The sequence below is a fragment of the Acidobacteriaceae bacterium genome (genome assembly GCA_028283655.1).
Lineage (GTDB): Bacteria > Acidobacteriota > Terriglobia > Terriglobales > Acidobacteriaceae > Granulicella.
Genome location: JAPWKE010000003.1, coordinates 1970234 through 1992820 on the forward strand (window position 1 = coordinate 1970234; position 22587 = coordinate 1992820).

A 22587-nucleotide genomic window follows, 5' to 3' on the forward strand; every position below is an offset into this window, starting at 1 on the left:
TGCGAGCATCGTTTGAAGCGAACTTTCCATCTGGCCCCCTCTCTCGCGCTCGCCTTGCTGGCGTCCTCTGCGGCGCACGCGCAGACGTCGGCTCCTACGCCCGACCAGGTGCGGGAGCAGAGAGCGCCTCGTGAGGCCGCTCCGCTCGTTCACCCCATCACCTCGCTTCACAAACCTGCTCCGAAGCCCACGGAGGCCGCGAAAACACCCGCTAAGCCAGCCACAGCGACCAAAGAAGCCGCAAAGCCCGTCGCAAAAGTAACGGCCACGAGCGAAGTCGCAAAGCCCGTACAGAAGCTTCCCGTGAAACCCGTCCCCGCAGGAACAGCAGCAGCCAAGCCAGCCACCCCTGGGCCTGCCGCCGCACCCGCAGGCCCGATCTTCGGCCCGCTGAACCGCACCGTCATCGTGCTGGACCCTTCGCACGGTGGCCAGGATAGCGGCTCGCGCCTCAGCGACAACCTGCTGGAAAAAGACATCACCCTCGCCTTCGCTTTCAAGCTGCGCTCGCTGCTGCAGGCCCGCGGCTTCACCGTCGTCACCACCCGCGACTCCGACTCCCTCACAACCGACGGCAATCCGAACCCGCTTTCGCTCGACGACCGCGCCGGTATCGCCAACCACTCTCGCGCCATCGCCTGCCTGCTGCTGCACGCCAGCGCTGCGGGTAAAGGCGTGCACCTCTACAGCTCCGAGCTGACGCCAACAGCGGGCGAGGCCACCAACCTGCCCTGGCTGACCGCACAGTCCGCCTGGGTCAACCAGAGCCGCATCCTCATGGGCAAGCTCACGCAGTCGATCACGCGCTCCGGCCTGCCCGTCGTCACGGCCGCCGCCAGCATTCGACCGGTCGATTCCCTCACCTGCCCCGCCATCGTCGTAGAGCTGGCACCGAAGTCCGCAGGCGACCCCGGCTCCATCGACGACTCCGGCTACCAGCAGACCGCCGCCGAAGCCATTGCCGGTGCGCTCATCTTCTGGCGCAACCAGATGCAGCCGCCGCCGAAGCTCATCCCCATCCCGGTCTCCACCACCAGCGCCTCCACCACAACGGGGGTGACCCAGTGATCTCGAAACATCAGCGCATCGTCTTCTGGTGCCTCGTACTTGCCATCCTCGGCATGGGCGCGTGGCTCTTCCATGTGCATCAACGCGAGCGCGACCGCCTGCACACGCTCGCCACCGACAACACGCCACTTGACGCGCCGTACTCCGACACCGAGTCCATCACCTTCGCCCTCGCGAACGACGACACCGGAGCGATCGTCAACACGCCGCGCATGATCGCCCTGCCCAGCGAAACCACCGCCCGCGCACGCGCTCTGCTCGACCATCTGGTCAACATCTACTCCGAACCTGACAGCAAGCATCCGCTCCCCTCCGGCACAGCCGTGGACGGCGTCTTCCTCGTGCCGCTCCCGGTCGTCGGCCACGCCATCGACATGAAGGCCCCGCCCTCGGCCTCCGGCGAACACACCGCCACAACGCTCGTCCCGCCGTCTCCCGACTCGCCGCGTCCGCAAACACCTGGCGGCCTGCTCGCCGTCATCAACCTGCGCAGCCAGTTCGTGAACACGCACCCCTCTGGCGTCGAGGTCGAAAACCTCACACTGCTTTCTATGCTCGGTACGCTGCACGCGAACATCCCACAGATCGAGCAGGTCCGCTTCCTCGTCAACGGCCAGCCCCGCGAAACGCTCGCCGGACACATCGACCTCCTCCGCACCTACCCTTCGCGCGACACCGCAACCGCCGCGCCCGAGCAGTAACCCATGAGCACTCCCAGCCGCACCATCGGCGTCTTCGATTCAGGCTTTGGCGGCCTCACCGTGCTCCGTGCGCTGCTACCGCTCATCCCCAACGCCCACTATCTCTACCTCGGCGACACGGCCCGCCTGCCCTACGGGGCCAAGTCGCAGACCACCATCGCGCGCTACGCCGTGGAGAGCGCCCGCTTCCTCGAAGACAACGGTGCCGACCGGCTTGTGATCGCCTGCAACACCGCCACCGCGCTCGCTCTACCCGACATCATCGACGCCACCGGCGTGCCCGTCACAGGCGTCATCCTTCCCGGCGCAGAGGCCGCAAAAGCCGTCGCGGAAAACGCTATCGACGTGCTCGTGCTCGCCACCGCTGCGACCGTCTCCTCGCACGCCTACCGCGACACAGCCGCAACGCTCGGCCTGCAAGCGCATGAAAAAGCCTGCCCGCTGCTGGTGCCGCTCGTCGAAGAAGGCTGGACCAACCACCCCGTGCTCTTCGACGTCATCCGCATCTACCTGCGCGAGGCGCTGGACGAAATGTCCGCCCTCGGCCGCACGCCCGCCGCTGTCCTGCTCGGCTGCACCCACTACCCTCTCATCGCGGAACCGATTCAACGCATCCTGCGCGAACTCGGCTCCAGCGCCATCGTCGTGGACTCCGCCGACGCCACCGCCCACGCCGTCACCACCGCCATGCAGTTGACGCCTTCCCCCCAGCCGTCGAACGCCTCCTTCACCTGTTACGCCACAGACTCGGTCGAGAAATTCGCCCGCCTCGGCAGCCTCTTTCTCCAGCAACCCATCGCCGAAGTCCGCCTCCTCGACCTCGGCGGTTGAGTTCATCCCTACACCCTGGGCCCTACACCCTATACCCTGTTCTTATGCCTTATCTGCTGAAATCCGAGCCCGACAAGTACTCCTACGACGACCTTCTTCGCGACGGCGAAACCATCTGGGACGGCATCAAGAACCCCCAGGCCCTGATTACGCTGCGCAACATGAAGAAGGGCGAAAAGGCCATCATCTACCACTCCAACGTGGGCAAAGCCGCCATCGGCACCGCCACGGTCGTCAGCGTTGAGCTCGACCCCGCCGACGGCAAAACACCCCTCGTCAAGCTGAAGGTCGGGAAGCGTCTGAAGCGCGAGAAGCCACTCGCCGAAATCCGCGAAGCAGGTGTTTTTCAAGGCTCCGTGATGTTCCGACAGTTCCGGCTCTCAGTCGTTCCGCTCAGCGAGGAACAGTTCGACTGGCTCGTACACGGCTAAGCGCAGAACAGAGAGACAGAGAAGCCCTGGTGGGTTCTCCGCCTCTCTGTTCCTCTACTTTGTAGCCTCTTCATCGCGCCGCGCAACCTTCGCCACCAGGGCCGCCGGTAGGCGCTTGCCAATACCCGCACCCTGCGCGTGATAAATCCCCGCGCCCCCTGAGAAGAGATAGCTCCCCACGCAGGCGATCGCCGCAAACACCCCGGCCTCTGCCCCAAAGAGCTCCATCGCCATCAAAGCCGACGCAATCGGTGTGTTCGCCGCACCCGCAAAGACCGCCACAAAACCCATTCCCGCCAGCAACGATACCGGCAGCGGAATCACGTGGCTCAACGAATTACCCATCGTCGCACCGATGTAAAACAGCGGCGTTACTTCCCCGCCCTTGAAGCCCGTACCGAGCGTCACAGAGGTGAAGAGCGACTTCGCCAGGAAGTCCCAGGGATGCAGCTGTCTGCTGAACGCCTCCTGAATCACCGGCACACCCAGGCCGATGTAGCGCGTCGTCCCCAACGCAAAGACGGCGCAGCTCACGAGCAGACCACCCGCCACAGGCCGCAACTCCGGCCGCTTGATCTTCGCCTTCGCAAACGCCGAGATCGCATGCGTTGTGCGGGCGAAGAACATCGCCATCAGCCCGAACGCAGCCCCTGCCACCATCGACCAGAACAGGCTCATCACGCCAAGCTCCGGCACATCGCTCACACGATAGGGAGTATGCCCCATGTGCACCAGTCTCAGCAGATGATGCGTCACCAGATCGCCGACAAAGGCAGCGACAAAGCACGGAGCAATCGCCTCGTACGTCACAGCTCCTACCGCCAGCACTTCCAACCCAAAAATCGCCCCAGAAAGCGGCGTTCCAAAGACCGATCCAAACCCGGCAGAGATGCCTGCCATCAGCAGGACACGACGCCCTGCCGCGTTCAGCCCTAGCGGCCGCCCTAACTGGTCTGCCAATGACGCGCCCGTCTGGATCGCAGTACCCTCGCGGCCAGCCGAACCGCCAAAGAGATGCGTCAGAAACGTGCCGAGAAGGATGAACGGCGTCATGCGAATCTTGATCGTCCGCTTCGGGTCGTGCACCTCGTCGATGATCAGGTTGTTCCCCGCCTCGACATCCTTCCCGAAGTGCTTATAGAGCAGTCCGACGCAACCGCCGACCGGAGCCAGCAGCCAGATAATCCAGCGATGCGCCTCGCGGATATCCGTAGCAATCGTCAACGACCACAGCAGTAGCGCCGAGGCCGCACCCGCCATGATGCCCACCGCGATAGCAACCGGAGTCCAGCGCAAAAGTTCCCACACCAACGCGAATTGCGACGGTTGTTCTGCTTGAGTTTCCTGAGTTTGAGACACACTTCCTCCTACGAGTGAATTCGTAGGAGTCATCAGCTCTCGCGCGGCGCACGAGGCGGTTAAAGGCGGAACCCCATCGCCCTCTGGTCTATGCCTTTCAGCTTACCGCAACCACACAAAAAGAGGCCACCCCAGGGCAGCCTCTTTCGTTTCTCTAAGCCCTCGCAAACTAGTCAATCGAGATCTTGCGCAGCAGGCGGAAGTCCGAAAGCATTTTGCCCGTGCCCAGCACTACCGATGCAAGCGGATCGTCCGCAATTGAAACCGGCAGCCCTGTTTCTTCGCGAATACGCTTGTCGAGGTTCTTGATCAGCGCACCACCACCCGTCAGCACAATGCCGCGGTCAGAGATGTCCGCCGAAAGCTCAGGAGGAGTACGTTCCAGGGCCACACGAATCGCATTCATGATCGTCGCAATGCACTCACCGAGGGCCTCGCGAATCTCCGAATCCTCAATCGTGATCGTCTTCGGCACGCCTTCAATCAGGTTGCGGCCCTTGATGTCCATGGTGAGCGGCTTGTCCAGCGGATACGCCGACCCCAGCTCAATCTTGATCTGCTCCGCCGTGCGCTCGCCTACCAGCAGGTTGTACTTGCGCTTCAGGTAGGTGCCGACAGCCTCGTCCATCTGGTTACCGGCCATGCGCACGGAGCGCGAGTAAACGATGCCCGCCAGCGAAATCACCGCAATGTCCGTTGTTCCGCCGCCGATATCGACAACCATGTTGCCGCCCGGCTCCGTAATCGGCAGACCAGCACCAATCGCAGCCACCATCGCCTGCTCCACGAGATGCACTTCCGAAGCCTTGGCGCGGTACGCCGAGTCCATAACAGCGCGCTTTTCTACCTGTGTAATCTCCGAAGGCACACCGATCACGATGCGCGGATGCACCATCATCTTGCGGTTATGGGCCTTCTGAATGAAGTAGTTGAGCATCTTCTCCGTCTGCTTGAAGTCGGCGATCACACCGTCCTTCATCGGCTTGATGGCGATGATATTGCCCGGCGTACGGCCCAGCATCTCCTTCGCTTCCTTGCCCACGGCTTCCACTTCGTTGGTCACACGGTTCACAGCAATTATCGAAGGCTCATTCACAATGATGCCCTTGCCATGCGCATAGACCAGCGTGTTGGCTGTTCCGAGATCGATCGCAAGATCGCTCGAAAATAACGAAAAGATGGAACGCATGTTGCTGACGCGCCCGCTGCGCGAAGAGAAATTTGAAGACACTAGCGTTTTTCCTGATGGCCGGATTTAAGTTCGCCCGGTGTTATCTCGAATTGTAAAGCGCATAGAGCCGGCTGTGGAATTCAAGGCTTCATACCGTGGAAATGTAGACAAAAACACCCCCTAAACAACGACTTAAATCAGTCAGACCGCAGCGAGCCCCTCTTTCCTGCCGCTGCAGGACAATCCACATCACACGACCCGCTTGTTACCCTGAACAGAAGAAGCCCACCCAAGGGCTACGATTTGCAAGGAGCTCTCAGCATGATCATCGGCGTACCCAAGGAAGTGAAAGACCACGAAAGCCGCGTCGGCGTTACACCGGCAGGCGTCAAGGCTCTCACCGAAGCAGGACACAAAGTTCTCGTCGAGCACGACGCAGGCGCACTCTCCTCTTTCCCCGACGACGAATACCAGGCCGTCGGTGCAGAGATCGTCGGCGCAGCGGCCAACGTCTGGGGCAACGCCGAGATGGTCGTCAAGGTAAAGGAACCCGTGGAGAAGGAGTACTGGCACTTCCGCGAAGGCCTCACCCTCTTCACCTACCTGCACCTCGCTCCTATCCATGAGCTCACCGAGACCCTGCTGAAGAAAAAGGTCCTCGGCATCGCCTACGAAACCGTCAAGGACCGCGCCGGCACACTTCCCCTGCTCACCCCGATGAGCGAGGTCGCAGGCCGCCTCAGCGTGCAGGTTGGCGCAGCCTATCTGCAGAAAGAGCACGGCGGACGTGGCGTCCTGCTCGGAGGTGTACCCGGTACGCTGCCCGGCAACGTCACCATCATCGGCGGCGGCATCGTCGGCACGAACGCAGCCAAGATGGCACTCGGCCTCGGCGCAAACGTCACCATGATCGACCTCAACCTGAACCGCCTGCGCGAGATCGACGACATCTTCAACGGTCGCGTCCGCACGCTTGCCTCCAACAGCTACAACATCGAGAAGTCAGCGGCAGAAGCCGACCTGCTCATCGGCGGCGTGCTCATCCCCGGCGCGGCAGCTCCGAAGATCGTCACCGCCGCCATGGTCAGCAAGATGAAGAAGGGCGCCGTCATCGTAGACGTTGCCATCGATCAGGGCGGTTGCATCGAAACAGCGCATCCCACCACGCACTCGGCCCCCAGCTACCTCGTCGACGGCGTCGTTCACTACTGCGTCACGAACATGCCGGCAGCCGTGCCCAACACCTCAACCCACGCGCTCACCAACGCCACCTTCCCCTATGTACTGAAGCTCGCCAACCAGGGTCCTCTGGCGGCAATCAAAGCCGACGCCGGCCTCGCTGAAGGCGTCAACACCTTCGACGGCAAGCTCACCTACAAAGCCGTAGCCGACGCGCAGGGCAAAGAGTTCACCCCCATCACGTCTCTCTTCTAAGCTTCACGTACCCATCCCCCAAGAGCCCCCGCCGACACCTCGGCGGGGGCTTTTCTATCGTGCGCAAATTCCGTTGCTCACCGAGCCCCCGTCCCCAACTACACTGTGACCCATGGGAACCAGCGCCACGAAACGCCGCATACTCGTCATCACGCTCGGCGTCTGCCTGCTCCTTCTCTTCCTTTCCCTCGCCACGCTCAACGCCTTCAACCTCCACTTCCTCAACCCCGCTTCGCCGATCCAGACGCTGGTCTTCGTCGGCCTTTCGATCATCGCGTTCCTGCTCTTTGTCGCCGTGCTCGTCGCGCTCGTGCGGAACTTCATGAAGCTCTACGCCGACCAACGCTCGCGCATCCTCGGCACGCGTCTGCGCACCAGAATGCTCTGGGGAGCGGTGCTCGTCTCCGTCGCGCCGCTGGTCTTCATGTTCGCGTTCAGCTATCTGCTGATGAATCGCGCCGTCGACCGCTGGTTCTCGCAGCCCGTCACCCAGATGCGTGACGACGCCAACACCCTCGCCACAGAACTCTTCCGCTACGCTGCCGCCAACGCTCGCTCAGAAGCCGACTCCATCGCCGTCGAGCTCTCCGCCCAGGGCCACATCACGCCCGAGTACGCCAACGTCGCGCTGCTTCGCCACGACCTCACCCTGCAAGGCGGCTTTGCCATCGTCTACAGCGACAGCAACCCGGTCGCCGCGCTGCACATGCCCAAAGGCGCTCCGCTGCAGGTAAACGCGGTGCTGCCAGACGACAGCATCAGCGCAGGCTCGCAAAAACCACCTGCTACCGCACCCATCAGCCCCGAACCCGCGCCGCAAGCCATTCTGCAGGCCGCGCGCCGCAACGACGCCCCCTTCTACAGCATCGGCGACACCGACTACACCTTCGCCACCGCAGGCATCAAGGGTGGAGGCATGGTCGTCGTTGGTCTGCCCATCCCTCGCGGCATCTCGGCCACCAGCCTTCGCCTGCGCTCCGCCGCAGACGCCTACTGGGCGCTCTTCCGCGAACGTCGCCAGGTTCGTAACCTCTACATGGGCCTCCTGCTCCTGACCACGCTGCTCGCGCTTTTCGCCTGCTGCTGGCTCGCACTCAACCTCTCCAAGCAAGTCACGCGACCGATCGAAACACTCGCTGACGCCATGGAAGCCATCGCAGCCGGTGATTACGCACATCGTGTCTCCGCAACCTCCACCGAAGAGCTCGGCGAGCTCGCCTCCAGCTTCAACGCCATGGCCACCGACCTCGAAAGCGCCCGCGTCCTCGCCAACCAATCCAGCGCGCAGCTTTCGGAGCTCAACACAGCCCTGCTGACCCGTCGCCGCGAGCTCGAAACCATCATCGAAACCATCCCCAACGGCCTCGTCACCTTCTCGGCCGATCGTCGCCTCGTGCTCGCCAACCGCGCCTTCTACGAGCTGCTGGACCCCGGCGGTCAACGCAGCTTCCTCGGCCAGAAGCTCGAGGAGATATTCCCCGCCGAAACGCTGGAGCTCCTCGACCGCCTTTTGCAACGCTCGCACCGCATGGGCTCCGCCTCCTCGGAACTTGAGATGGCCTCCAACACCGGGCCGCGCCAGCTCTCGGCCACCGTAGCCCTTCTCGAAGACGGCCCCCAGCACGACTCCATCGGCTACGTGCTCGTGCTCGAAGACGCCACCGAACTCCTCCGTGCGCAGAAGCAGTCCGCCTGGAAAGAAGTCGCCCGCCGCGTCGCCCACGAAATCAAGAACCCGCTCACGCCCATCGCGCTGAACGCCGAACTCATTCGCCGCCATATCGACCGCCTCGAACCCGTCCTGACCGAGGCCCACATCGGCTCGCGCTCACCCGCCGTCATCCAGCGCTCCACCGAAGTCATCAACTCTTCGGTCGAAACCATGCGCTCACTCGTCGATCAGTTCTCCGCGCTCGCCGAGTTCCCCTCCGCTCGCCCTCGCCCCGCAGACGTCAACAACATCGTCGAAAACTCGCTGGCACTCTTCGCCGGCCGACTCGGCAACATCCGCGTTCATCGCAACCTCGGCGTAGAGCTCCCACTCGTCTTCGCCGACCCCAACGCCCTGCAGCGAGCGCTCTCCAACCTCATCGACAACGCCGCCGAAGCCATGCAGCAATCCCTGCTTCGCGAGATGAGCCTCAGCACCCGCATGCTGCCCTCCGGCATGGTCGAACTCAGCGTCGCCGACACCGGCACCGGCCTTACCGACGAGATGCGCGAGCGGCTCTTCCTCCCCTACTTCTCCACCAAGCAGCGCGGCACCGGCCTCGGTCTCTCCATCGCCGCGAAAATCATCCAGGAGCATCAGGGCACTATCCGCGCAGAAAAAAACATGCCCTCCGGTGCTCGCTTTATCATCGAGCTCCGTCCTGCATCTGATACACCAGAAGCCGAGCCTGCAATAGAACCCTTAACCCGACGCGCTACACTCTAGGCCCTTCCCATGACTCACGTCCTCATCGTCGACGACGAAGCCGATATCCGCGAATCGCTCGAAGCCATCCTCCGCGAAGAGGAGTACACCATCACCACGGCGGGCACCGCATCCGAGGCCCTCGAACTCGTGCGTGATGCCGACTTCCAGGCCGTTCTGCTCGACATCTGGCTCCCCGACGGCGACGGCCTCGACGTGCTCGCCCGCATCCGCGAAACCTCCGCGCAGAGCAATCCGCCCGAGGTCATCATGATCTCCGGCCACGGCACCATCGAAGCCGCCGTGCGTGCCACCAAGCTCGGAGCTTACGACTTCCTCGAAAAGCCGCTCTCGCTCGACCGTACCCTGCTCGTTCTCCGCAACGCCGTCAACGCTCATCGCCTGCGCGAAGACAACAAGGAGTTCGCCCGCCAGCAGAGCTCGCACCACGCGCTCACCGGCGAATCCGTGCCCATGAAGGCCCTGCGTCAACAGATCAAGCTCATGGCCCCCACTAACGGCCGCGTGCTCATCTTCGGCGAATCCGGCGCGGGCAAAGAGCTCATCGCCCGCACCATTCACTCCGAATCACTGCGCTGCGACCGCCCCTTCGTCGAGCTCAACTGCGCTGCCATCCCCGAAGACTTCATCGAAGCCGAACTCTTCGGCTATCGTCACGGCGCTGGCCCCAACTACGGCGGCAGCCGCTCCGTGAACCAGCCCTACGAACAGCGCGGCACCTTCGAACGCGCCGACGGCGGCACGCTCTTCCTCGACGAAGTCGGAGACATGAGCCTCAAGACGCAGGCTAAGGTCCTGCGCGCGCTCGATGAGCAGCGCTTCTATCCCGTCGGCGCATCCTCGCCCGTCTACATTGACACCCGCGTCATCGCCGCTACCAACAAGGACATCGAAGAAGAGATCGCACGCGGCAACTTCCGTGAAGACCTCTTCTACCGCCTCAACGTCATCCCCTTCTTCGTGCCGCCCCTGCGCGACCGCAAAGAAGACATCCCCGCGCTCACACGCGAGTTCCTGGCAGAGTTCGGCCAGCAGTACGGCCGCCCGCGCGTCGACATCACCGACACCGCACTCGCCACACTCAAGCAATACAACTGGCCCGGCAACGTTCGCGAACTGCGCAACGTCATCGAACGCGTCCTCATCCTCAACCCCAAGGTCCAGCGCCTCGAAGCCAAGCACCTGCCGATGCTCGTGCAGCGCACCGACGGCCGCGCCTCCACCTCTGCACCACGCGAAGAGTTCTCCTCCCTCTCCGAGGCCCGCGAAGCCTACGAGCGCGACTACATCCTGAAGGAACTCGACCGCCACAACGGCAACGTCACCCGTGCCGCCGAGGCTCTCGGCCTCGAACGCTCGCATCTCTATCGCAAGATGCGCACACTCGGTATCAACGTAGGGGAATAACTCATGCGCATCCTCATCCCTGGCGGCTCTGGCCAGGTCGGCACCATCCTCGCTCGCCACCTCACACATACCGGCCACACCGTCACCGTGCTCTCGCGCAAGCCAACACCTCAACCCTGGCAGACGCTCGCATGGGATGGCCAGAACCCCGGCCCGTGGGTTGAAGAACTCCACCGCAGCGAAGTGGTCATCAACCTCTCCGGCCGCTCGGTCAACTGCCGTTATAACGCCGCCAATCGCCGCGAAATCATTGACTCCCGCGTCAAGCCCACCCTGCTGCTCGGTCAGCTCATCGCCGCGTCCCCCACGCCTCCGCGCATCTGGATGAACGCCAGCACCAGCACCTTCTATCGCAACGCGCTCGACCGTCCGCAGGACGAGTTCACCGGCGAACTCGGTGACCTTCCCACCGAACGCGGCACTCGCGAACCAGCCAACCAGCCCGAGACCTGGAGCTTCTCCATCGACGTCGCAAACCAATGGGAGCAGGCCCTCGCCGCCATCCCCACACCGCAGACGCGCAAGATCCGCCTACGCTCCTCCATGGTCATGAGCCCAGACGCCGGCGGAGTCTTCTCCGTGCTCTCCCATCTCGCCCGCATCGGTCTCGGCGGCTCGCAAGGCTCCGGCAAGCAGTACGTCTCGTGGATCCACGACATCGACTTCTGCCGCATCGTCGACGTTCTCCTCCAGCATCCCGAAATCGCCGCCCCCTCCAACGGCGTCGTCAACATGACCGCGCCGAACCCGCTCCCCAACCGCGAGTTCATGCAGATTCTCCGCAAGGGATGGGGCATGCCCATCGGCTTTCCCGCCACAAAGTGGATGCTCGAAATCGGTACCTTCCTGATGCGGACCGAAAGCGAGCTCGTCCTCAAAAGCCGCCGGGCCGTCCCCACCCTGCTGCTCAACGAAGGCTACGAGTTCGCCTTCCCCACCTGGTCCAGCGCGGTCACCAACCTCGTTCGTCGCAGCCGTCCGGCATAGGAACTAAGGCTCCCGCTCGACCTCGGCTCCGCGCAGAATCATCCGCAGGCTGTCCTTGAAACGCAAATCGAAACGGTCCAGCAAGACGCCTCCAGCCTGCCGCATCAGCGGCAGGCGTTTCGGATCGAGCCACTCCTTGCGTTTCTCCAGATCGTAGGCAGCAGACCGCTCTCCTGGCTTCGGATACACGGCCTGCTCCTCGGTCACAAAGCCAATCGTGAACGTATAAACCGCGCTGAAAACCACGACCGCCTCGCGCAAAGTAAACCCCGCCTCCATCAGCACAGCCGCAACGCGCTCTGTCGCCTCCATGTAGACCGTATCCTGCAGCCGCGAGCCTTCCACCACGCGCGCGCCGTCACGATACTCCAGCAACAACTCCCGCAGACCATTGCCGTAGGCGTTCATCCACACCCGCCAATCGCCGCTTCGCTTCTTCGGCACAAGCCGCTCCGCACCCTCGCCAAGAATCATCGTCGCCATCGCGTCGATCAGGTCTTGCTTACTCTTGAAGTGCCAGTACAACGTCGGCGCCTGAATGCCCAGATGGGCTGCCAGCCGACGCAGCGTCAACTGCTCCAGCCCCACCTCCTGCAGCAACTCCACCCCGGCTCGAACCACCATCTCGCGATGAACTTTCAAACGCCACCTCGACACATTCGCTTGCAGACTAATTCTACCAGTGTTAGATTTATCTAACAACGTTCGATTTTCTCGAACGCTTGAGGAGATCTCCATGAAAGCAGCCGTTATCACCACCGCAGGCCAGCCCCCCGTCTACGCCGACGCGCCCGAGCCATCGCCAAAAGCAGGCGAGCTCCTCCTCCGCGTCCAGGCCTCTGCTCTCAGCCAACTCGCCAAGGGGCGCGCAGCAGGCACCCACTACAGCGCCGACAACGTCCTCGGCACCATCGCCGGGGTAGACGGTGTCGGCCTCACCGACGATGGCCGCCGCGTCTACTTCGCCCTGCCTGACGCGCCCAACGGGGCCATGGCCGAGCGCACCGCTGTCCCCGCAAGCCGCATCATCGAACTCCCCGAAGAGATCGACACCATCGAGGCCGCAGCCATCGCTAACCCCGGCATGTCCGTCCGGACCGCTCTCGTCCTCCGCGCCAACTTTCAGCCCGGCGAAACGGTGCTCATCAACGGTGCCACCGGCGCAGCCGGTAAGCTCTGCGTGCAGGTCGCGCGACACCTCGGCGCAGGCCGCATCCTCGTCTCCGGACGCAACGCCGCCGCGCTCGAAGAGCTTCGTGCCCTGGGCGCAGACATCGTCGTTCCCTTCAGCATCGACGCCAGCAACGAAGGCAGCCAAGCCTTCGAAGACGCTCTCAAGCCCCACGTCGCCGAAGGCATCGACGTCGTCATCGACTACCTCTGGGGAGCAAGCGCGCAGACCATCCTCACCACTATCGCAAAAGCCGCCGAGAGCACATCCCCCGTTCGCTTCGTGCAGGTCGGCTCTATGAGCGGCGGCAACATCCAGCTCCCCTCAGCCGCCCTGCGCTCTTCCCCACTTGTCCTGATGGGTAGCGGCCTCAAGAGCGTTCCCCTGGACCGCCTCCTCGACTCCGTCAGCAATATCTTCCGCATCTACAAAGCTGCAGGCCTGCAGGTCAGCACAAAAACCGTCCCGCTCACAAACGTCTCCACAACCTGGCTGCAGGACTCACGCGAACGCATCGTCTTTACAACCCAATCCTAAGCACTCGTCCAAACACAAAACGGCCTCGCAGAAACTCTGCGAGGCCGTTGCTCCTCTGCTTCTTACTTCATCGGTATCGTCGGCGTGAACACCGGCGTCTTCGCCTCCGAAGCAAAGCGCCAGCCCGAAAGATACGCCAGCTCCAGAATCTTCCTCATCTTCACGAAGTCGATCTTTTCCACGGTGTCCGTCGTGTGGTGATAATCCGGGTGGAAGCCCGTGAACCACCAGAACGCCGGAATATCGTGCAGAAGGAACGGGAATTGGTCGGAGCGGAAGAGCACGTTCAGCGCCGTCTCATGGTCGAACCGATCATCCAGCACCAGCCCCACAGCCTTATTCTCGTCCTTCACCTCACGCGCATACTCCGGCGAGTAATACGCCCCGATCAGGTTCAACCGGTTCGTCGTGTCCTTCGGAATCTGGATCAACCCGTCCGTCTGCGGGCTCGCCGCTTCATCACGTCCGATCATGTCGAAGTTGATCTGCGCCTTCGTCGTCGCCAGTGGCCGTAGTGGATGCGCCGCCATCCAGTACGCTCCCAGCAGCCCACGCTCTTCGCTCGCAAACACGGAGAACAGGATCGAACGCTTCGGCTTCGCGGGGTTCTCCGCAAACGCCCGCGCCAACGCCACCACGCCCACCGTGCCGGAGCCGTTGTCATCCGCTCCATGCCAGATCTGCGGGCAGGGGTGCGGATCAGCAGGCACCTCTACCGGAGGATGCGCCGGATCAGCACACTCCGTCATACCGTCATGGTCATGATGAGCAGAGATCAGAATCGTCTCCGCCGCCAGCTTCGGATCACTTCCCGGCAGCAGCGCCACCACGTTGTACGTCACGCCTTCATGCTCATAGAGATTGCGCGAGTGCAGCGTCAGCACCGTGTCCGGCAACACACGCGACTGCGGCGTCAGGTCGCGATCGATCGCCGTCTGCGCTTCACTCGGCGTAACGCCAGCCTTGGCAAACAGCTCCTTCGCGACTGCATCATTCACCAGCCCCGAAGGAATGGTCACCTCATCTTCAGCGATCGACTGATACGGTAGCGGCTTCGACCGCGTGATCGATCCACCGATCTTCGCCGCACGCTCCGCATTCGTCAGATGCTTGCGATTCGGCTCCGGCACAATGAGCACCGCCACCGCTCCATGCCGCTGCGCGTTCAGCACCTTCACCCGCGTCGTCGCGTACCGAGTATTGCCCGTGCCGTTGAAGCGCGACTTGGGATCGTCTTCCTGCGGCTCATGATCGAAGAGCAAAACGATCTTGCCCTTCGCATCAATGTTTTTGTAGTCGTCGTAGCCAAACTCCGGCGCCGTAATTCCAAAGCCTGCAAAGACCACCGGCGCAGTCACATCGACCGCATGCTTGTAACCCACATAAGCCTTCGGGGCTTCCCAGACAACCGACGTGCCATCGCGCTTCAGCGTCACCGAAGTGTTTGCCCGGTCGGGACGAAACTCCACCAGCGTGAACGGCTGCAGGTAGCTCGGCTTCCCATCCGCATCCTTCGCTGCAGGCTGCAGACCAGCCTTGCGAAACTCCTCTTCAATCCAGTGAATCGCCTTCTCATCACCGGGCTGCAGAGACATGCGCCCTTCCAGCGCATCCGAAGCGATATACGTCAGGTCCGTCTTCAACTCATCCACTGTAATCGAGTCGAAGCCTGTCTTTTCCGTGGCCGAAACCGCCGACTGCGCACCCGCAATCGGCATCACCAGCGACGCCGCCAACCCCAAAGTCAACCATCGAGCTTGCTTCACGAAGACCGTCCCTTTTCGGCGCAAACGTTTGCCAGTCACCCGGTCCGCGCCGTCACCGAGCAGCACACCACCCTCAGCAAAAACAGCAGAAACTACTCGTCGCCCTCGTCCTCGGCATCCTCTTCGTCTGCCTCCAACTCCGGGTCAAGCTCATCTTCATCCACCGGCATAAAGTCATCCAGCGCATCGTCCGTATCAGCCAGCGCACGCTCCGAACCCTGCTTCTGCGCCAACTGCTCAAGCTGGCGACGCCAATCCAGGTCTTCGATAAAGCTCCGCTTCGTGCGCCACTCGTCTTCCACCTTCACGAACAACTCAAGGAACACGCGCGTGCCCAGCAGCGATTCGACGTCCTTGCGAGCAGCCGTGCCAATCTGCTTCAGCATCGTTCCCTGCTTGCCGATCAGAATCGCCTTCTGCCCCGTACGCTCGCAGAAGATCGCCGCTGAAATCTTCGTCACCGGCAGCTTGCCGTCCTTGCCCTTGCGCATCGACGCAGGCTCTTCGAACTTCTCAATCACCACCGCCGTCGCGTAAGGAACTTCCTCACCCGTCAGCATCAGTATCTTCTCGCGGATCAACTCCGCCACCAGAAAACGCTCCGGTTGGTCCGTCAACTGGTCCTTGGGGAAGTAGCGTTGGCCTTCCGGCAGCTTCTCCACTACCTTGTCCAGCAGCAGTTCCAGCCCCTGCTTCTTCCGCGCCGAAATCGGGATCACATCCGCAAACGTATGCTGCGAGGTCCAGTGCGCGATCAAAGGCAGCAATGTCGACTTCGGCAGAGCATCAATCTTGTTCAGCACCAGGATCACCGGGCAGTCGAGCTTCTTCACCAACTGCAGCGCAAAGTCGTCCTCAGCCTTCGACATCTTGCGGCGATGCTGACCGATCGTCTTCACCGGCTTGTCTTCCAGCACGTCTTCGTCATACAGGCGATGTGTCACGTCCACGATGAACAGCACCGCATCGCGCGACTCCAACGCGTCGTGAACTTCCTGCATCATGCGCTTGTCGAGCTGCGAATCCGGCTTATGCACACCCGGCGTGTCCACCAGCACCACCTGCGCCATCGACCGGCCCGCGTCCGTCTTCGTCTTCTTGCGCAGCGGCAGTTCCAGCACGCCCTGGATGCGGTTCCGCGTCGTCTGCGGCTTGTGGGTCACAATGGCAAGCTTCTGTCCAAGCAATGCATTGAGAAGCGTCGACTTACCCGCATTCGGGCGGCCGACAATAGAAACGAAACCAGAGCGAAGAGCCATAGCTTTCTATTGTCCCATTGATAACGCGTAGAGGATAGACAGTAGAGAGAGGATAGACAGTAGAGAGACAGACCATGGATCGAAAGACGACCACCTGCCCCAGGCCCTCTCTACTGTCTAATGTCTCGCCCCTCTAAGGTCTCCTGCTACTCCGGTTCGCTGCCGCGCATCAACCGCACGCGTACCCGTTCAATCCTGCGATCGGTCGACGCCAGCACTTCCAACCGCAGCGGACCATCTTCCACCACTTCGCCCGGCAGCGGAATATGCCCGGCCATCTCGCTCACCAGCCCGCCCACCGAGCTTGCTTCGTACTCCGCCAGCACCGGCCCCAGAATCTGGTCCACGCTCGGCTCGTCCTCTGCAGAACCTTCGTTCTCGCCTTCGTCGCGCTCGCCGTCATACTCCACCCGCGAATCCTCCGTAGAGGCAGCTTCCCCCAGGAACAGATCCCGCAACCGGCTCACTTCGTAGCTGCCCGAAACATCCCAGCTCCCGTTCGCTTCCTCTACCGGAGCCTCTTCCGCATCGCTCTCGTCCTCAATCTCACCGACGATCATCTCCAGCAGGTCTTCAATCGTCACCAGTCCGGCCACACCACCGTACTCGTCGATCACGATATTCATGTGCTGCTTCTGCTGCTGCATCTCGCGCAACAACTCATTCACTTTCTTCGTCTCCGGGATAAACGCCGCCGACTTCTGCAGACTCGCCACCGTCCGTCGCTTCGCGTCCGCATCCTGTACCAGCAGCAGGTCCCGCGCAAACGCGATGCCCGTAATCTGGTCCAGCGACTCGCCATACACCGGCACACGCGAGAAACCGTGCTCGTTCACCTGCGCCGTAAACTCCTCCAGCGACATACGTCCCGACACCGCAAAAATCTCTGGCCGAGGCGTCATCACCTCGCGCACCACCTTGTCGCCAAACGCGACCACGGACCGCACCAGCGCACGGTCCTCTTCGTCCAGTACGCCTTCTTCTTCGCCCGCTTCCAGCAGCGCATCCACAGCCTCGCCAGGATGCTCTTCCTCTGCCTCTTCCTCTTCGGCCAGCGCCGCAATCGAAAGCAGCAGGCTCAGCGTCAGAGTCACCGGTAGCGTCAGGTAAAAGATCGCCTGGATCAGCAGCCGAATCTTCGCCACCCACAGCCCGCGCGTGCGCGTGAAAAACACCTGCGGGATCAACCGATCGAAGATCACCAGCACCAGCAGCAGCTCAAAAACCGCCGTCACAATCGCGCCCGGCGAGTGAGCCTCCGTCAGCCGCATCCGAATCGCCAGCAGAAACGCAATCGCCAGCAACAACACCTGCCGCAGCACCGAAGCCGACAACGCCGCCGACTCTGGCGTCAGCCGCAGCTTCGGCTGCACCCTGCGCTCCCAAGCGTCGATATTCTCCGTGTACTCGCGCGAGAGAAACTTGCCCATCTCAAAGTAGATCCGGTCGATATACGCCGTCAGCGCCAGCAGCAGAAGAAGAACCACGAGCACCGCACCAAACATCAAGCTCATGCCCGCACCTGCTTCCGCGCACTCTTCTTCACAGCGGTTTTCTTCGTAGCGTTTTTCCTGACAGAACTCTTCTTCGTCACAGCCTTCTTCGTCGCAGACTTTGCCTTAGCCGGGCTCTTTTTCGTCGCCACAGCCTTCACCGCTCCCTCGACCCGGGCAATCAGCCCATTCGGCAGCCGCAACTTCTTCCGCAGCTCGGCTTCACGCGCAGCCATCTCGCCGTGATCGACCTCATGGTCCATGCCATCGAGATGCAACATGCCGTGCAGCAGCAACACACGCAACTCGGTCGCCAGGTCATGCCCATGCTCCCGCGCCTGCCGCTCCGCCGTCTCCAGCGAAACCGCCAGATCGCCGGCGTGTTCCTCGGCCATCTCGTCATAGCCCGGAAAACTCAGAACATCCGTTGCCTTGTTCTTGCCGCGGTACTCACGGTTCAGCCGTCGCAGAACACGGTCATCGGCCAGCAGGACTTCCACCTCGCCCCGCAGCCCCACATACCCGCGCGCCGTACGCACGAATCGCGACATCCCGGCCTTCGACAACCCTAGTGCTTGCCACGCATCGCCAGCGTCGGCGACGCTTCGTGGAGGTTCGAGCGTAATCATGGTCTCTCCGATGCTACCGCAAACGCCCCACGACGTTTCGACCGCAAATAATGCAAAAGGCGCGAGGGACGTGGCTCACCGCCACTCCCTTCGCGCCTTTTACCTTCAAATTACTGTCGGGTAAAGGCGGTTTTCGCCGCTCCCGTTCCCTTATTGCCTGCCGGGCCCGCCGCTTCAATTCCCAGCGGAAGCTGCTCGGCACGCTTGTAGGTGTCGTACGCACGCACGATGCGCTGCACCAGTTGATGACGAACCACGTCGACGTCCTCAAAGTGGCAGAAGCGAATACCTTCCACTCCATCGAGCACATGCAGCGCCTCGTGCAAACCGCTCTTCGACGGCACCGGCAGATCGATCTGCGAAAGATCGCCCGTAATCACCGTCTTCGAGCCATTGCCCAGACGCGTCAGGAACATCTTCATCTGTTCGTTGGTCGTATTCTGCGCCTCGTCCATAATGATGAACGCATCGTTCAGCGTTCGTCCGCGCATGAACGCCAGCGGCGCAATCTCGATCACGTTCGTCTCCAGCATCTTGTCGACCTTCACCGGGTCGAGCAGATCATAGAGAGCGTCATACAGAGGACGCATGTACGGATCGACCTTCTCCTGCAGCGATCCCGGCAGAAACCCGAGACGTTCGCCCGCTTCCACCGCCGGTCGAACCAGCAGGATGCGCGAAACCTTCTTCGCCAGAAGCGCGCTTACCGCCATCGCCACCGCAAGATAGGTTTTGCCCGTACCCGCAGGCCCCAGCCCGAAGACCATGTCATTGGCCTCAATGGCCTCGACATACTTCTTCTGATTCGCCGTTCGCGGACTCACCATACGCTTCACACCCGCCGAACGCTGCTTTCCGCTTTCGACCAGAGCGCGCAGCGACGCCGAAGGATCGCTGACAACCATCTTCAACAACGCGTGCAGTTCCCCGTTGTGCGGGTGAACGCCGAGCTTTCGCAAATGTTCAAAGTCGGTAAAGATGCCTTCGACACGGGCCACATCGGCCGCATCGCCCAGCACCTGAATCGAATCGGAGCGGAGATCGATCTGTACATGCAGACCGTCTTCCAGAAGGCGAAGGTTCTCGTCACGTGTGCCGTAAAGCGGCTCGATTCCGGGCGTAAGGGAAAGCGCTTTTTTCACCAAAGGCGTATCTGACCTCCGTCAGAGGACTGCTCAGGTTTAGATGTGCATGAGGGGAATTCGATGGCCGCACCCAGCCCGTGGCACGCGAAGGGCTTCGCGTTTTGAGCTGCGGTCACCGGGTTGGCGTAGGCTGCCAAGGTGTTGCCGAAAGCGTAACCCCCACTACCGCACTCGTCAAGAGAAACCTGTGTAAATACCGGCAGAAACCGAAACTCTTCCAATCCCCACCTCTCCCGCCCCTGAAGCTGCCCTCCAGAACGCAATGAGTGACCTGCTTACCGCCACCCAGCCACAACGGGCAGACAAAGAAAACAACTTGCCGCATCCCCGTGCCCATGCAACACTTTCTCCCACAGTGACAATTTCCCTCGGCCCCAAAACGGCGGCGAAAGCTTTCGGAGTATTCCTTGCCATTGGAGCAGTCGTTCTGCTGTGCTTCGGAGGCCCCGGCATTTGCGGTCTAACCGGCGGCATCCTCACCAGACTCTTCCCTGCATCCGCCGTCGTGGACGGAATTGGCATATTTTCGTTCTTCGCCTGCTTATTCGGCCTGCTTCTCAGCCTTCTCTGGTTCCTCATCTCCGGCAGTATCCGGCTTTTGGGCACGCGCGCTTCCTCCGACAGCCAATAACGCGAAACCCTGATAGAATCAAACCTGCAGAGGAGCGGCTTGCACTGCGTTGATTTTGCTCGCAAGAGCGAAATCCGTTATCGGCCACCAGTCTGCATCCCATTTCCCCGACAACCGGGCAAAAGAAAGTGTAGGAATCCCTACCCATGGCAAATCACGTATCGTCCCTCAAGCGCGCTCGTCAGACTGAAACCAAGACCGCTATCAACCGCGCCAACAAGTCCAAGCTCCGTGGCACGCTCCGCGCTATCCGCGAAGCCATCGCTGGCGGCAACAAGGAAACCATCGTCGCTCAGTACCGCACGACCGTGTCGATCCTCGACAAGAGCGTACAGAAGGGCATCCTGCACAAGAACACCGCAAGCCGTTACAAGGGCCGTCTCAACGCCCGCGTCAAGGCTGCTGTCGTCAAGGCATAAGCTCAGCTCCATCTCAGCACAAAGGGTCGGCTCAGCCGACCCTTTCGCTTTTCTAAACCCTACTTCGGCGGGGCGTTCTTGTCTTTGAACTCCGGCTCTTCCCCCGGATTCAATAAACTCGGCTTCTTCCTCAGCCCCGGCACGACAGCATCTCCCATCGTCCCTTTCTCCACCGCCGCTGCCGAAGGCACAGCCACCGCTGCTGCCGTCGTCGTTGAAGTCGGCGTCGACACACTCGCCGTCACCGCCTGCGGCGCAGCCGCCAACCGAGACAGGTCCACCTTCGCGTCCCCCACCGACGGCGGCGCAAACGCGGCTATCTCTTTCCGGTCGGCAACGTCTCTGGCAGAAGGCGCAGGCAGGTCATACACCTGAATCTCATCGCCGACGAGTACCGCCAGCGTCCGCCCGTCAGCGGAAAGATCAAAGTTCTCCGGCGTATGAAACACCGGAGCCACGGCCAGCTTCAGCAGCAGATCGCCACTCTCCGTCCCATACACACGCAACTCCTGCTGACGATGCGTCTCCGTCTGGGCATTCGCCTGCCCGGGCAGCGAGTTCGTCGCCATCTGCCCCGTCGGCACATCCGTCTCGAAGCTCATGGCAAACCGCCCAGCCTCTGGCGCCGACACAAACGACGGCACCTGGCTCATCGCAGGGAAGTCTTCCTCCCACGTCTCATGCCCATCAAAGCCCAGCGACATCAGCCGCATACCCTGATTCAACCCCTGGCACGTCATCGCCAGGTACTCCGAGTTCGACATCAGCCGCAGCTTCGGCGGGCACGGCGACTCCAGCTTCCCTGCCGCAATCTCCTTCGGTTGCCCGAAGACGTTAAAGCTCACCGCCCAGTGGTTCGGGTTACCCTCTTCTGCCCACAGATAGCCATCCGAATCCAGCGGCAGCGACAACGGAATCGCCACCTTCACCGTCGCCGACGAACTCATCGTGCTCTTCTCCCCTAAGCGCACATAGTTCACCAGGTACTCCGGCTTCGGACGATTGTCCGCACCATTGCCCAGCGTCACCACCGGCCCCTTCTGCTCCTCCGGAGGAAGCTGTCGAATCACCGCCATAATCTTTCCGTCCGGCGAGCTCACCGCGCCCAGCGCCACACCCGGCTGCCGCGGCAGCGCCACGCGCAGAAACGGCTCCGTCGTCCCCAGCCGCTCCAGCGGCGAGATCAACGCCAACTCGTTGCCAATGCGAATCACGAACCGACCCTCGCCCACCGGCCACAAGTAGCGCGCATGGTCGTGCAGCATCCACTCCGTCTTCGCCAGAACATGCCCGCTCGGAAGCTGCACCACCACAGCCTCAATATTGCGATCGTCGCTGTCCTTCGTCGAGCCTTCCGTGCGTCGCACCAGCGACTTCGCTGCATACGTCACCAGCATGTGCTGCGCATCCAGCAGATTCAACGTAAAGATCGACGCGCCCAACTCCAGAAATCGAGCTGAAACCCCCGGCGCTCCCACATCCGCCAGACTGATCCGCGCTACCGGTTGCGGACCGTTGCTCTTCTTCGCCGTCGGTTTCGCCCACGCGGCAGCGCCCAGCAACTGCGTTCCCGCAAACGTCACCGCCAGCATCGATTGTAAAAATCGTCGCATCGCCACCCCTGAGTCTCCTTTACTCTGGCACAGACGAGGGCACACGCTCAAACGAGCACATGTACCCCGCACTCCCATCACCCTGAACGAGGCCTCCC

At 61.9% G+C, this 22587-nt stretch carries 20 protein-coding genes and 1 riboswitch; of the genes, 11 read left to right on the forward strand and 9 right to left on the reverse strand.

The window, feature by feature from the left end; all coding sequences use genetic code 11:
- Positions 1 to 12: 12 nt before the first annotated feature.
- From PW792_11140 to PW792_11155, 4 genes are read left to right on the forward strand one after another with little or no spacing between them, the layout of a single operon-like run.
- The gene (locus PW792_11140) at positions 13 to 1068 is read left to right on the forward strand and encodes an N-acetylmuramoyl-L-alanine amidase (protein MDE1162482.1); all 1056 of its coding nucleotides are present in this window, start codon (positions 13 to 15) and stop codon (positions 1066 to 1068) included.
- Entirely contained in the window at positions 1065 to 1769 is a 705-nt protein-coding gene (locus PW792_11145) for a GerMN domain-containing protein (GenBank protein MDE1162483.1), read from the forward strand. Before PW792_11140 ends, PW792_11145 begins: the two co-directional genes overlap by 4 nt.
- A gap of 3 nt (positions 1770 to 1772) precedes the next feature.
- A complete protein-coding gene (gene murI, locus PW792_11150) occupies positions 1773 to 2600 on the forward strand; it encodes a glutamate racemase (protein ID MDE1162484.1) in 828 nt (275 codons plus the stop codon).
- A 44-nt stretch (positions 2601 to 2644) separates the two neighbouring features.
- Positions 2645 to 3031, forward strand: a complete 387-nt coding sequence (locus PW792_11155; GenBank protein MDE1162485.1) for an EVE domain-containing protein — start codon at positions 2645 to 2647, stop codon at positions 3029 to 3031.
- A 54-nt stretch (positions 3032 to 3085) separates the two neighbouring features.
- Here PW792_11155 and PW792_11160 read toward each other — a convergent pair whose 3' ends face one another.
- A complete protein-coding gene (locus PW792_11160; GenBank protein MDE1162486.1) occupies positions 3086 to 4339 on the reverse strand; it encodes a voltage-gated chloride channel family protein in 1254 nt (417 codons plus the stop codon).
- A 67-nt stretch (positions 4340 to 4406) separates the two neighbouring features.
- Positions 4407 to 4480: riboswitch (Fluoride riboswitch) on the reverse strand.
- 79 nt (positions 4481 to 4559) lie between these two features.
- A complete protein-coding gene (locus tag PW792_11165) occupies positions 4560 to 5579 on the reverse strand; it encodes a rod shape-determining protein (protein MDE1162487.1) in 1020 nt (339 codons plus the stop codon).
- Positions 5580 to 5882: 303 nt separating this feature from the next.
- Here PW792_11165 and ald point away from each other — a divergent pair, with 303 nt between their 5' ends.
- The 4 genes from ald (at position 5883) to PW792_11185 (ending at position 11826) form a co-directional block, all read left to right on the forward strand.
- Positions 5883 to 6995: an alanine dehydrogenase gene (gene ald / locus PW792_11170; GenBank protein MDE1162488.1), complete on the forward strand. Its 1113-nt coding sequence runs from the start codon at positions 5883 to 5885 to the stop codon at positions 6993 to 6995.
- A 112-nt stretch (positions 6996 to 7107) separates the two neighbouring features.
- A complete protein-coding gene (locus PW792_11175; protein MDE1162489.1) occupies positions 7108 to 9432 on the forward strand; it encodes an ATP-binding protein in 2325 nt (774 codons plus the stop codon).
- Between the two features lie 9 nt (positions 9433 to 9441).
- The gene (locus tag PW792_11180) at positions 9442 to 10839 is read left to right on the forward strand and encodes a sigma-54 dependent transcriptional regulator (protein ID MDE1162490.1); all 1398 of its coding nucleotides are present in this window, start codon (positions 9442 to 9444) and stop codon (positions 10837 to 10839) included.
- Positions 10840 to 10842: 3 nt separating this feature from the next.
- Positions 10843 to 11826, forward strand: a complete 984-nt coding sequence (locus PW792_11185) for a DUF1731 domain-containing protein (protein MDE1162491.1) — start codon at positions 10843 to 10845, stop codon at positions 11824 to 11826.
- Between the two features lie 3 nt (positions 11827 to 11829).
- On the opposite strand, the gene PW792_11190 is transcribed toward PW792_11185, so the two are convergent.
- Positions 11830 to 12468 (reverse strand): TetR/AcrR family transcriptional regulator C-terminal domain-containing protein, encoded by a 639-nt coding sequence (locus PW792_11190; GenBank protein MDE1162492.1) that lies wholly within the window; start codon positions 12466 to 12468, stop codon positions 11830 to 11832.
- A 94-nt stretch (positions 12469 to 12562) separates the two neighbouring features.
- On the opposite strand from PW792_11190, the gene PW792_11195 reads away from it, so the two are divergent.
- Positions 12563 to 13534 carry a zinc-binding alcohol dehydrogenase family protein gene (locus PW792_11195; protein ID MDE1162493.1) on the forward strand — a complete coding sequence of 324 codons (972 nt, stop codon included), beginning with the start codon at positions 12563 to 12565 and terminating at the stop codon, positions 13532 to 13534.
- Positions 13535 to 13596: 62 nt separating this feature from the next.
- On the opposite strand, the gene PW792_11200 is transcribed toward PW792_11195, so the two are convergent.
- The 5 genes from PW792_11200 to PW792_11220 all read right to left on the reverse strand — a co-directional run bounded on the left by PW792_11200 (position 13597) and on the right by PW792_11220 (position 19826).
- The gene (locus PW792_11200; GenBank protein ID MDE1162494.1) at positions 13597 to 15300 is read right to left on the reverse strand and encodes a M28 family peptidase; all 1704 of its coding nucleotides are present in this window, start codon (positions 15298 to 15300) and stop codon (positions 13597 to 13599) included.
- Positions 15301 to 15392: 92 nt separating this feature from the next.
- Positions 15393 to 16559: a GTPase Era gene (era, locus tag PW792_11205; GenBank protein ID MDE1162495.1), complete on the reverse strand. Its 1167-nt coding sequence runs from the start codon at positions 16557 to 16559 to the stop codon at positions 15393 to 15395.
- Positions 16560 to 16705: 146 nt separating this feature from the next.
- Positions 16706 to 18073, reverse strand: coding sequence for a hemolysin family protein (locus PW792_11210; protein ID MDE1162496.1), 1368 nt, complete (start codon positions 18071 to 18073; stop codon positions 16706 to 16708).
- Positions 18070 to 18681 carry an rRNA maturation RNase YbeY gene (gene ybeY, locus PW792_11215; GenBank protein ID MDE1162497.1) on the reverse strand — a complete coding sequence of 204 codons (612 nt, stop codon included), beginning with the start codon at positions 18679 to 18681 and terminating at the stop codon, positions 18070 to 18072. The genes PW792_11210 and ybeY overlap by 4 nt, the downstream gene beginning before the upstream one ends.
- 110 nt (positions 18682 to 18791) lie before the next feature.
- Complete coding sequence (locus PW792_11220) at positions 18792 to 19826, reverse strand: PhoH family protein (GenBank protein MDE1162498.1); 1035 nt, start codon at positions 19824 to 19826, stop codon at positions 18792 to 18794.
- A gap of 262 nt (positions 19827 to 20088) precedes the next feature.
- Between PW792_11220 and PW792_11225 the strand changes: the two genes are divergently transcribed.
- A complete protein-coding gene (locus PW792_11225) occupies positions 20089 to 20457 on the forward strand; it encodes a hypothetical protein (protein MDE1162499.1) in 369 nt (122 codons plus the stop codon).
- A gap of 146 nt (positions 20458 to 20603) precedes the next feature.
- Entirely contained in the window at positions 20604 to 20876 is a 273-nt protein-coding gene (gene rpsT / locus PW792_11230; protein MDE1162500.1) for a 30S ribosomal protein S20, read from the forward strand.
- Positions 20877 to 20935: 59 nt separating this feature from the next.
- Here the strand turns inward: rpsT and PW792_11235 are convergent, their stop codons facing one another.
- A complete protein-coding gene (locus tag PW792_11235; GenBank protein MDE1162501.1) occupies positions 20936 to 22489 on the reverse strand; it encodes a hypothetical protein in 1554 nt (517 codons plus the stop codon).
- Positions 22490 to 22587 lie beyond the last annotated feature (98 nt).